Genomic DNA, 10,827 nt, shown 5'->3' with positions numbered 1-10,827 from the left:
TCCGCGCCCAGCAGGCCCAGGGCCACCGGGATCACGGCGGGCTCCTTGAGCGGCTGGCCGGGCGTGGGCGCGAGGCTTTGCGACAGCGTGAGCGTGTAGGTGCGCGCGGCGGCGTCGTACACGCCCGTGGCCTGCACGCGCGGCGTGCCGGCCTGCGAATACCAGCGCTTGAACTGCGGCAGCAGGCGGGCCAGGTCGCTGTCCGGGTTGGCATCGGCGATGGCCTGCGCGAAATCGTCGCAGGTGACCGCCTGTCCGTCGTGGCGCTCGAAGTACAGCTTCATGCCGCGCGCGAAGCCTTCGCGGCCCACCAGCGTGTGCATCATGCGCACGACCTCTGCACCCTTTTCGTAGATGGTGACGGTGTAGAAGTTGTTGATCTCGACGTAGCTGTCGGGCCGCACCGGGTGCGCCATGGGGCCGGCGTCTTCCGGGAACTGCGCGGTGCGCAGCACGCGCACGTCCTCGATGCGCTTGACGGCGCGGGCCGAGGGGCTGCCCGACAGGTCCTGGCTGAACTCCTGGTCCCGAAAGACCGTGAGGCCTTCCTTGAGCGACAGCTGGAACCAGTCGCGGCAGGTGACGCGGTTGCCGGTCCAGTTGTGGAAGTACTCGTGGCCCACCACGCTTTCGATGTTGCCGAAATCCACATCGGTCGCCGTGGCCTGGCTGGCCAGCACGTACTTCGTGTTGAAGATGTTCAGGCCCTTGTTCTCCATCGCGCCCATGTTGAAGTCGCTGGTGGCGACGATCATGAAGCGCTCCAGATCCAGCGGCAGGCCGAAGCGCGCCTCGTCCCAGGCCACGCTGGCCATGAGGGAGTTCATGGCGTGCTCAGTCTTCTCCAGGTCGCCCGGGCGCACGTACACCTGCAGCAGGTGGTCGGCGCCGGAGCGCGAGCGGATGCGCTGCTCGCGCGCCACGAGCTTGCCGGCCACCAGCGCGAACAGGTAGCAGGGCTTCTTGTGCGGGTCCTGCCACCTGGCGAAATGGCGCGCGCCGTTGGGGCCGTCGTCCAGCGGGCCGTGGTCGATCAGGTTGCCGTTGGACAGCAGCACCGGGTAGGCGGCCTTGTCGGCGCGCAGCAGCACGGTGAAGCTGGCCATCACGTCCGGCCGGTCCAGGAAGTAGGTGATGCGCCGAAAGCCCTCGGCCTCGCACTGGGTGAAGAAGGTGCCCTGGCTCACGTACAGGCCCGACAGCTGCGTGTTCTTGGTCGGAGAGCAGGTGGTGAAGATCTCCAGGTCGAAGGGCTCGTGGCCCTCCGGCAGGTTCTCCAGCACCAGCTGGCCGCCTTCCATCTTGAACGAGGTGCCCGCGCCGTTGACCAATACGCGCGCCAGGTTCAGCTCGTCGCCATCGAGCCGCAGCGCGCCCGCGGGCACGTCTGCGTTGCGGCGCAGCCGCATCTTGTTGAGCACCCGGGTCTTGGCCGGGTCCAGGTCGAACGTGAGGTCCACCGTGTCGATCCAGAACGCGGGGGCGGTGTAGTCGGCACGGTGGATGGCCGTGGCGTGTCCTTCTCTCATCATGGCTTGGGGCTTTCCGGGCGCGTTACACGCCCTGCTTGAGGGAGGCTTCGATGAAGGCGTCGAGATCGCCGTCCAGCACCTTCTGGGTGGCGGAGATTTCGACGTTGGTGCGCAGGTCCTTGATGCGGCTGTTGTCCAGCACGTAGCTCCGGATCTGGTGGCCCCAGCCGACATCGGTCTTGGTGTCTTCCAGCTTTTGCTGCTCTTCCTGGCGCTTGCGCATCTCGAAGTCGTACAGGCGCGAGCGCAGGCGCTGCCATGCCACGTCGCGGTTGCTGTGCTGGCTGCGGCCATCCTGGCACTGAACGACGATGCCGGTTGGAATGTGCGTCAAACGCACGGCCGAATCGGTCTTGTTGATGTGCTGGCCGCCGGCGCCGCTGGCGCGGAAGGTGTCGGTGCGCACATCGGCCGGGTTGATGTCGATCTGGATCGAGTCGTCGATCTCCGGATAGACGAACAGGCTGGCGAAGCTGGTGTGGCGCCCGCCGGATGAGTCGAACGGGCTCTTGCGCACCAGCCGGTGCACGCCCGTCTCGGTGCGCAGCAGGCCGTAGGCGTATTCGCCCTCGATCTTGATCGTGGCGCTCTTGATGCCGGCCACGTCGCCCGGGGTTTCGTCTTCCACCGTGGTCTTGAAGCCCTTGCGCTCGGCGTACTTGAGGTACTGGCGCAGCAGCATGCCCGCCCAGTCGCAGGCCTCGGTGCCGCCGGCGCCGGCCTGGATGTCCACGAAGCAGTTGAGCGGATCGGCCTCGTTGCTGAACATGCGGCGGAACTCGAGCATCTCGATCTCGGGCTTGAGCTTGGCGGTCTCGGCCTCGATGGTCATCAGGCCGTCGTCGTCGCCTTCTTCCTTGCTCATGTCGAAGAGCTCGGTGTTGTCGGCCAGCTCACGCGTGAGCCGCTCCAGCGTGAGCACCACGCCGTCCAGGCTCTTCTTTTCCTTGCCCAGCTCCTGGGCCTTCTTGGGGTCGTTCCAGACCGTGGGGTCTTCCAGCGAGGCGTTTACCGTGCGCAGGCGTTCGAATTTGGCATCGAAGTCAAAGATACCTCCGTAACTCTTGCGTGCGCACGGTCAGGTCGGAGAGGGTGTTGCCGATGAGGTTGATGCGTTCTGCGTCCATGGTGCGTGTCCTGAGTGTTCGGTGGAATAACCGGCGATTTTCTCACGCGATGCGCCGCACGCCCCCAATGTCCTTCCACGGCGCGCAGGGCGCTGCCGGCCGGCCCCTTCGACGGGGCGCAAAACGGGCCGCTATTTCAAAAATGATAGCAAGACGCCCTAGTGGAATATGCGCTGGCGGCCTGTTTTATCCAGGGGTGCTCAGGAACGACTCGATCAGCGCCGCCACCGCGCCGGGCTGGTCGTGGTGCAGCATGTGCCCGGCGTCCTGGACCACGGCGGTGCGGCAATCGCGCACGTGGCACAGGCGGGCGTGGTATTCGGGCAGGTCGTAGCGGTCCTTCCACCACAGGCCCATGCTGTCATCGCTGGCCTCCACCGCGAGGGTGGGCGCGGTGATGCCGTCGTACAGGGCCAGCGCTTCCTCCACGCGGTAGATCTGCGAACTGGTGATCTTGTGCGCCGCATCGCCCAGGATGCGCCAGCGGCCCTGCGCGTCGGGCGCGGCCCACTGGCGGGCCAGCCAGGCGGCCTTGTCGGCGGACAGGCGCGGGTTGGTCTTGATGAGGCGCTGGGCCACGCCGTCGGCGCTGTCGTAGGCCTTGAGCGATTTCTCGCCGCGCTCCAGCGCCCGGATCTCGTCCATCCACTGCGCGTAGCGCCGGGGGGCCTGGTCGGGCGTGGTGGCCGGCAGGCCGAAGCCTTCCAGGTTCACCAGCCGGCGGATGCGCGCGGGCCGCACGCCGGCATAGGCCATGCACACGTTGCCGCCCATGCTGTGGCCCACCAGATCGACCGGCTGGCCGGGCGCGTAGTGGTCCAGCAGGTGATCCAGGTCGGCCAGGTAGTCGGCGAACACGTAGTGGTCGCAGGGCGCGGGCAGGCGGCTCAGGCCGAAGCCCCGCCAGTCGGGCGCGATGACCGTGCGGCCGGCGAAGAACGCCTGCGACAGCGCGTCCACCACGAACTGGTAGGAGGCGCCCACGTCCATCCAGCCGTGCATCAGCACCAGTGGGGGCCGTGAAGGGGAAGAGTGGGAAGCGGAGGCGGGCGACGCCTCGCCGTTCCAGCGGCGAACGTGGTACTGCAGGGTGCGGACGGGGACGAATTCGCTCTGGGAGGCGCGGGCGGGCTGGTACATCGGGCGATTATTCGCGCAGGGCGCGGCGGCGTCAGTCAAGGCTGGGACAAGCGGGCGGCCGCTCGTTCGGGGCCCTGGCTGCCTGGGCCTTCGGGCATGCGGTGCGCTCGCTGCGGGAACATGGAAAATCCATTATTCTGCCCAGCCCATCCGCAGCTTGTAGGTCTTCTCTCCATGCAAAAAATCCCATTGGGCGCCAGCGCGCTCCAGGTCACGCCCATCTGCCTGGGCACCATGACGTTCGGCGAACAGGTGGACGAAGCCACGGCCCATGCCATTCTCGACCGCTCGCTGGAGCGGGGCGTGAACTTCATCGACACCGCCGAGATGTACGCCGTGCCGGCGCGCGCCGAGACCTGTGGCGCCACCGAGACCATCATCGGCCGCTGGTTCGCCAGCCGCCCCGGCGCCCGCGAAAAGACGGTGCTGGCCACCAAGGTGGCGGGCCCCTCGCGCGGCATGCCCTGGGTGCGCGAAGGCAAGGGAATGACCCCGGCCGACATCGTGGCCTCGTGCGACGCCAGCCTGCGCCGCCTGCAGACCGACGTGATCGACCTCTATCAGATCCACTGGCCCGAGCGCCACGTGCCCGCGTTCGGCACGGTGTACTACGACCCCGCCAAGGAAACCTCGGCCACCCCCATCCACGACCAGCTGCAGGCGCTGGCCGGGCTGGTGCAGGCCGGCAAGGTGCGTGCCATCGGCCTGTCCAACGAAACGCCTTACGGCGTGCACGAGTTCGTGCGGCTGGCCGAGCAGCACGGCCTGCCGCGCGTGGCCACGGTGCAGAACCCGTACTGCCTCGTCAACCGCACCTGGGAAAACGGCATGGACGAGTCCTGCCACCGCCTGGGCGTGTCGCTGCTGGCGTATTCGCCCCTGGGCTTCGGGCTGCTGACGGGCAAGTACGACGCCAGCGGCACGACCGGCGCCGGTGCGCCGAAGGGCGCGCGCATCGCCAGCTACGAATCGGTGCGCAAGCAGCGCTGGGGCCGCCCCGAGGCGCTGGAGGCCTCGCGCCGCTACAACGCGCTGGCGCGCGAGCACGGCCTCACGCCCACGCAGATGGCGCTGGCGTTCTGCTACACCAAGTGGCAGGTGGCCAGCACCATCATCGGCGTGACCTCGCTGGCCCAGCTGGACGAAGACCTCGATGCCTGGGGCACGGTGCTCTCGCCCGAACTGCTCGCGGCCATCGACGCGGTCCGCTGGGAACTGCGAGACCCGGCACTGTGAGCAAGAAGGCCGCCAAGGCCGCCCATGTGAGCGAAACCCCGGCCACCCAGTGGCTGCGGCGCCAGGGCGTGGCCTTCACCGAGCACCCCTACGACTACGTGGAGCACGGCGGCACCGCGCACAGCGCGGCCAGCCTGGGGTTGGACGAGCACGTCGTCGTCAAGACGCTGGTGATGCAGGACCAGGATGCGAAACCCCTCATCGTGCTCATGCACGGCGACCGCAAGGTGTCCACCAAGAACCTGGCCCGCCAGATCGGCGCCAAGTCGATCGAGCCCTGCCAGCCCGAGGTGGCCAACCGCCACAGCGGGTACCTGGTGGGCGGCACCTCGCCGTTCGGCACGCGGCGCGACATGCCGGTGTACATCGAGGAAAGCATCCTCGCGCTGCCGCGCATCGCCATCAACGGCGGCCGCCGGGGCTTTCTGGTGCAGATCGATCCGCAGGTGTGCGTGCAGCAGCTCGGTGCCAAACCGGTGCAGTGCGCGCTGGCAGAATAGGCCGCCCCGCCGAACCGGGGCCGCGCCTTCGGGGCGCCGGCCACCGGCCCCCCGTGGCGCCCGCCACCGGCCTCTCGTGACGCCCGCATCCTGAAGGAATTCCTACCTTGACCACCGTCTATTGCCTCCTGGCCACCGTGGCCGCCTACCTGCTGGGCTCCCTGTCGTTCGCCGTCATCGTGAGCCGCACCATGGGCCTGAACGATCCCCGCACCTATGGCAGCAAGAACCCCGGCGCCACCAACGTGCTGCGCTCCGGCTCCAAGGCCGCGGCCGTGATCACGCTGCTGCTCGATGCGGTCAAGGGCTGGCTGCCCGTGGTGCTGGTGCAGGCCTTTGGCAAGCCCCATGGCCTGGAGGACGGCACGGTGGCGCTGGTGGGCCTGGCGGCATTCCTCGGGCATCTGTGGCCCGTGTTCTTCCGCTTCGAGGGCGGCAAGGGCGTGGCCACGGCGCTGGGCGTGCTGGTCGGCATCAGCCCATGGCTGGGGCTGGCCACGCTGCTGACCTGGGTCATCATCGCGTTCTTCTTTCGCTACTCTTCGGGCGCGTCGCTCGCGGCGGCGGTGTTCGCGCCGCTGTACTACGTGATGTTCGGCGGCGTGCTCTGGTACACCGAGGCGACCATCGGCGTGGCCATCGCCGCCATGTCGGCGCTGCTGGTGTGGCGGCACCGCGAAAACATCCGCCGCCTCATGGCCGGCACCGAATCCCGGCTGGGCCAGAAGAAGAAAAAGCCCTGAATCGAAGGGGACGGAGCCAGGCGGGGGGGAGCCGCCCGGTCAGGGCCGGCCCACCGTGCTCACCAACCCCATCAGCCCGCTGCTGTGCTGGGCCGCGTAGTGGCCCAGGCGCACCAGCGTGCGGTGGTTGATCTCCACCTTCACCGCGGGCCGGGCCAGTGCCGACTGGATGCGTGGCCGGCCGCTGGCCGTCTGGTGCAGCCGGGGCTGGGCCAGGTGCTCACCGTCGCGGTCGAGCAGGCTGGCCACCAGGGGGGCGTTGACCTTCTCGCTGCGGCGCAGCACCAGCGCGGTTTCGCCGTTGTCCAGCCGCACGAAGGTGCCGGGCGGGCACAGCCCGACGGCGCGCACCAGCGCATAGGTGACTTCGTCGCGCCGGTCCACGTCCTGGCCCACGATGGCGCGCACCGAGTCCGTGGCGCTGCGGCCCGCACGCGACTTGCGCGGGCTGATCATCGCGGCGTAGCGGTCGATCGTCCCCAGGATGCGGCTGAGCCGGTCCTCGGCGGGCATGCCCGCCAGCGGCTGCGTCTCGGCCAACGGCGCATGGTGCTGGCCCACGACGTCCAGCCACAGCGGGTCCTTCACGTCCAGCTGCTCCAGCAGAGTCATGCTGCGCAGAGGGTGCGCCTCGATGGCCTCCTGCTGCGCGGGGCTGGGCCGCTCGCGCTGGCTGGCCAGCTCGTCCTGCAGCGCGGTCATGCCGATGTTCATGGTGATCGCGGCCCGCACCAGGCTGTCGCGCTCCAGGGAGGGCAGCTGCAGCTCGTGCGCGAGGATGTGGCACAGCGTGCCGCACACCAGGGCGTGCGAGGTGCTGTAGCCCACCGTGGAGGTGGAGGCCAGCTGGAACATCAGGTACAGCGCCGCGTCGATGTCGTGCGCCACCAGTTCCTGCAGCCACCGGTCGCACTGGCGCACCTTGGCGGGAAAGTCGTGCACCTGCAGGGGCCGCGAGAGGATCACCGCCAGGGCGGATTCCAGGTCCGACCACAGTCCGAGCAGGTCTTCGTATTCGCTGTCGGACGGCTCGCCGGCGCTGGGGGGGCTGTGGGGCATGGGCGCGGGCTACTGGCGCTTTTCCAGCACCATCTGGTCGTTGATGCGGCTCATCTGGAACTCGTTCAGGAAACTGTTGCCCAGCAGCACGAAGGGCATGGCCTGGGGCGTGACGACGGCGTCCACGCCGAGCACCTCGACGTCGCCGATGCGCACCGAATCGAGCTTGATCCGCCAGCCCTGGGCCGTGCCGTTGGCCGTGCCCAGCACCACGGGCTGCCCGCTGCGGTAGGCCAGGCCCATGCGTTCCGCCTCCGGCTGGCCGATGGCCACGGTACTGGCGCCGGTGTCCACCAGGTACTGCATCGGCCGGCCGTTGATGGTGCCGCTGTTCACGAAATGCCCGCGGCTGTCGGCGGTGAGCACCACGCGCCGGCCCGTGCCTGCGGAGCCGCGGCTGCCCACGCTGACCGGGGCCTCGCCCAGGATCAACGTGCGCCGCGCGCCGGCCAGCTCGACCACCGCCTCCTCGCGGCCGACCGAGACCACCTTCACGCCCTGGTGGCTTTCACCCGGGCCCACGCCGCGCGGCGCGCCACCGTTGACCACCAGCAGCGCCTTGCCGCCCAGGATGCCGGACAGCGCCACCGCCTGGGCGTGCGCCTGCCATGGCGCAAGCGCCAGGGCGGCAGCGAGGGGGAGGGCGCGCAGGAGCATGGAGGGGCAGCCTGGGGGGGGCGGGCGGTGATGCGGCAGGCGGCGGGGAAGTCGGTGTCAGTCGCGGAAGTTGTCGAACGACAGTGGAATGTCCACCACTTCCTTGCGCAGCAGCGCCATGGCGGCCTGCAGGTCGTCGCGCTTGGCGCCGGTCACGCGCACTTTCTCTTCCTGGATGGCGGCCTGCACCTTGAGCTTGCTTTCCTTGAGGAGCTTCTGGATCTTCTTGGCCAGCTCGCTCTCGATGCCGTTGCGCACCTTCACGACCTGTTTGACCTTGTCGCCGCCGACCTTCTGCGGCTTTTCCATGTCGAGAAAGCGCACGTCCACGTTGCGCTTGGTGAGCTTGTTGCGCAGGATGTCTTCCACCTGGGTGAGCTGGAAGTCGGCATCGCCGAACAGCGTGATCTCCTTGTCCTTGATCTCGATGGCGGCGGACGTGCCCTTGAAGTCGAAGCGCGTGCCGATTTCCTTGGCGGTGTTTTCGACCGCGTTCTTCACTTCTACGAGGTTGGCTTCACAAACGGTGTCAAAAGAAGGCATGGCATCACTCTCGGAAGCTGGGGGAGAACCCGGCCGCGAAAAGGGGCCGGGTGCGACAATCCGGTCGATGTTAGTCGAGAAAAACGCTCCCCTGCAGCACTGCAATACCTTCGGCATCGTGGCCCGCGCCCACACGCTGGTGCGTGCCCGCTCGGTCGATGACGTGCGCGCCCTGGTGTCCGACCCGCAGCTGGCGGGCTCGCCCGTCTTCGTACTGGGCGGCGGCAGCAACATCGTCCTCACGGGCGACGTCAAGCCCGTGGTCCTCAAGATGGAGATCAAGGGCCTGCGGCTGGTGCAGGAAACCCCCCAGGCCTTCATCGTGGAGGCCGGTGCCGGCGAGTCCTGGCACGACGCCGTCGCCTGGACCCTGGCGCACGGCTTTCCCGGGCTGGAAAACCTGGCGCTCATCCCCGGCACCGTGGGCGCGGCGCCCGTGCAGAACATCGGCGCCTACGGCGTCGAGCTGCAGGACCGCTTCGATTCCCTGGACGCCATCGACCTGGCGACGGGCCAGCCGTTCACGCTCGATGCCGCCCAATGCGCGTTCGGCTACCGCGATTCCGTCTTCAAGCACCAGGCCCCCGCCGCCCCCGCGGGCGCCGCCGAGGGCAGCGCGCCGCGCGGCATGGGCCTGGCGGGGCGCGCGGCCATCACGCACGTGCGCTTTCGCCTGCCCAAGCCCTGGAAGCCCGAGCTGGGCTACCTGGACCTGGAGCGCAAGCGGGCCGAGGCCGGGGTGGCCGAGCCCACGGCGCAGCAGATCTTCGAATGGGTGTGCGAGGTGCGCCGCGCCAAGCTGCCCGACCCGGCGGTGGTGGGCAATGCCGGCAGCTTCTTCAAGAACCCCACGGTCACGCCCGACCAGTGCTCGGACATCATCGCCCGCGAGCCGCGCATCGTGCACTACCCCATGCCCGACGGCACCATCAAGCTGGCGGCGGGCTGGCTGATCGATGCCTGCGGCTGGAAGGGCAAGAGCGTGGGCAAGGCCGGCGTTTACGAAAAGCAGGCGCTGGTGCTGGTCAACCGCGGCCGGGGCGCCGACAGCGTGACCGGCGGCGAAGTGATGACGCTGGCCAAGGCCATCCAGACCAGCGTGTACGAGCGCTTCGGCATCCGGCTGGAGCCGGAGCCGGTGGTGGTCTAGGCACGGCGCGTGCGGCCGGTTCTGCCGCGAAGCGGCTGCAAAGCCGTCGCGGAGAGATTGCTATGCTATTAATAGCATGAATGGCATGTTTTACTAGGGCGTCAGGCCGATTGGGCTCTTATTTTTGGTGCGACGGCCCGAACGGGGCGCTCAGGCGCCGGCGCCGCCCGCCGGTGGCGCGCGGAAAGCGACCTGGAACCGGTTCCAGCCGTTGATGGCGACGACGGCCAGCGACAGCTCGACGATCTCCGCCTCCGAGAACTGCGCCGCCACCATGTCATAGACCGCGTCCGGCACGTCCTGCGTGGCGGCCAGGCGGGTCAGCGATTCGGCCCAGGCCAGCGCGGCGCGTTCGCGGGCATCGAACAGGCCGGCCTCGCGCCAGGCGGCCAGCAGGTGCAGGCGCCGGTCGGTCTCGCCATGCCGGCGGGCCACGCCCACGTGCAGGTCGATGCAGAACGCGCAGCCGTTGATCTGCGACACGCGCATCTTCACCAGCTCCTTGAGGGCAAGGGGCAGGGCGCCAGCGCGCAACTGGTTCTCCAGCGCCATCATGGCGTTCGCGGTGGCGGGGTGGTTTTTCATGAGGTCGATGCGGGCTTGGGACATGGGGAGCCTTTCGTGGCGGTGGGTGGTTGAAGGAAGGAGCGGGTGGGAAAACCGTGGCCCATGGCGCGGCCCGCACCCGGCGCGGGTGCCATGCCATGGGAACGGATCGTGAAAAGTGGGCCGGGCGGCGGCGGGGCCTACAGCCCGCGCAGCTTGTCCGGGTTCAGCACGGCGTAGATGCCGTGGATGTGCGTGCCGTCGGTCTGCAAGGCCAGCGCCACGCGCGGCGTGCCGCCCTCGCGCAGCACCAGACCCGGCGTGCCGTTGATCTGCACTTCCTGCACGGCGAGGTGGCGCAGGTACACGCGCCACAGACCCGCCGCCAGCCGGGCCAGGGCCCGGGGACCGCGCACCACCTTGGTGGCCGCCTGGACCTTGCCGCCCGCATCGGGCGTCCAGGTGGCGTCCGGCGCGAAGAGGGCGAGCAGGGCGCCGTGGTCCTGGGCGCGCATCGCGTCCACGAGGCGGTGCAGCAGGGCCCGCGCGGCGTCCGGCGTGGCCGAAAAGCGCACCTTCTCCCGGCGCACCTGG

At 68.9% G+C, this 10,827-nt stretch carries 12 protein-coding genes; 4 read left to right on the top strand and 8 right to left on the bottom strand.

Annotated features, from left to right (window positions below; genetic code table 11):
- The 3 genes from pepN to AC27IQ_RS13580 form a co-directional block, all read right to left on the bottom strand.
- Nucleotides 1–1,532 (bottom strand): aminopeptidase N (gene pepN, locus AC27IQ_RS13590; RefSeq protein WP_487089776.1); only part of this gene is annotated, 1,532 nt, incomplete at its 3' end.
- Nucleotides 1,533–1,554: 22 nt separating this feature from the next.
- Nucleotides 1,555–2,659 (bottom strand): peptide chain release factor 2 gene (prfB, locus tag AC27IQ_RS13585; protein ID WP_272552141.1). Its coding sequence is split into 2 segments (ribosomal slippage): nt 1,555–2,577 and nt 2,579–2,659, totalling 1,104 coding nucleotides; the frame shifts between segments, so codons are not numbered across the junction.
- 186 nt (nt 2,660–2,845) lie between these two features.
- A complete protein-coding gene (locus tag AC27IQ_RS13580) occupies nt 2,846–3,799 on the bottom strand; it encodes an alpha/beta fold hydrolase (protein WP_487089775.1) in 954 nt (317 codons plus the stop codon).
- Nucleotides 3,800–3,973: 174 nt separating this feature from the next.
- On the opposite strand from AC27IQ_RS13580, the gene AC27IQ_RS13575 reads away from it, so the two are divergent.
- The 3 genes from AC27IQ_RS13575 to plsY all read left to right on the top strand — a co-directional run bounded on the left by AC27IQ_RS13575 (nt 3,974) and on the right by plsY (nt 6,278).
- Nucleotides 3,974–5,035, top strand: coding sequence for an aldo/keto reductase (locus tag AC27IQ_RS13575; protein WP_487089774.1), 1,062 nt, complete (start codon nt 3,974–3,976; stop codon nt 5,033–5,035).
- Entirely contained in the window at nt 5,032–5,535 is a 504-nt protein-coding gene (locus AC27IQ_RS13570; protein WP_487089773.1) for an aminoacyl-tRNA deacylase, read from the top strand. Before AC27IQ_RS13575 ends, AC27IQ_RS13570 begins: the two co-directional genes overlap by 4 nt.
- A gap of 107 nt (nt 5,536–5,642) precedes the next feature.
- Complete coding sequence (gene plsY / locus AC27IQ_RS13565) at nt 5,643–6,278, top strand: glycerol-3-phosphate 1-O-acyltransferase PlsY (RefSeq protein ID WP_317358455.1); 636 nt, start codon at nt 5,643–5,645, stop codon at nt 6,276–6,278.
- Nucleotides 6,279–6,317: 39 nt separating this feature from the next.
- On the opposite strand, the gene AC27IQ_RS13560 is transcribed toward plsY, so the two are convergent.
- The 3 genes from AC27IQ_RS13560 to AC27IQ_RS13550 are packed head-to-tail and all read right to left on the bottom strand — an operon-like array spanning nt 6,318 to nt 8,537.
- Nucleotides 6,318–7,337 carry an HD-GYP domain-containing protein gene (locus AC27IQ_RS13560; RefSeq protein ID WP_487089772.1) on the bottom strand — a complete coding sequence of 340 codons (1,020 nt, stop codon included), beginning with the start codon at nt 7,335–7,337 and terminating at the stop codon, nt 6,318–6,320.
- A 9-nt stretch (nt 7,338–7,346) separates the two neighbouring features.
- Complete coding sequence (locus AC27IQ_RS13555) at nt 7,347–7,994, bottom strand: retropepsin-like aspartic protease family protein (RefSeq protein WP_487089771.1); 648 nt, start codon at nt 7,992–7,994, stop codon at nt 7,347–7,349.
- Between the two features lie 57 nt (nt 7,995–8,051).
- Nucleotides 8,052–8,537, bottom strand: a complete 486-nt coding sequence (locus tag AC27IQ_RS13550) for a YajQ family cyclic di-GMP-binding protein (RefSeq protein ID WP_272568536.1) — start codon at nt 8,535–8,537, stop codon at nt 8,052–8,054.
- Nucleotides 8,538–8,604: 67 nt separating this feature from the next.
- On the opposite strand from AC27IQ_RS13550, the gene murB reads away from it, so the two are divergent.
- Entirely contained in the window at nt 8,605–9,687 is a 1,083-nt protein-coding gene (gene murB / locus AC27IQ_RS13545) for a UDP-N-acetylmuramate dehydrogenase (RefSeq protein ID WP_317358459.1), read from the top strand.
- Between the two features lie 150 nt (nt 9,688–9,837).
- Here murB and AC27IQ_RS13540 read toward each other — a convergent pair whose 3' ends face one another.
- Together AC27IQ_RS13540 and AC27IQ_RS13535 are read right to left on the bottom strand one after the other, a co-directional pair.
- Nucleotides 9,838–10,296, bottom strand: coding sequence for a carboxymuconolactone decarboxylase family protein (locus AC27IQ_RS13540; RefSeq protein WP_284412011.1), 459 nt, complete (start codon nt 10,294–10,296; stop codon nt 9,838–9,840).
- 137 nt (nt 10,297–10,433) lie between these two features.
- The coding region (locus AC27IQ_RS13535) for a sigma-70 family RNA polymerase sigma factor family protein (protein ID WP_487089770.1) at nt 10,434–10,827 on the bottom strand (394 nt) is incomplete at its 5' end.

It is taken from the genome of Acidovorax sp. KPB24-07 (assembly GCF_057543315.1).
Note: the sequence above shows the minus strand (reverse complement) of the source record. Positions and strands in the feature narration are given on the sequence as shown.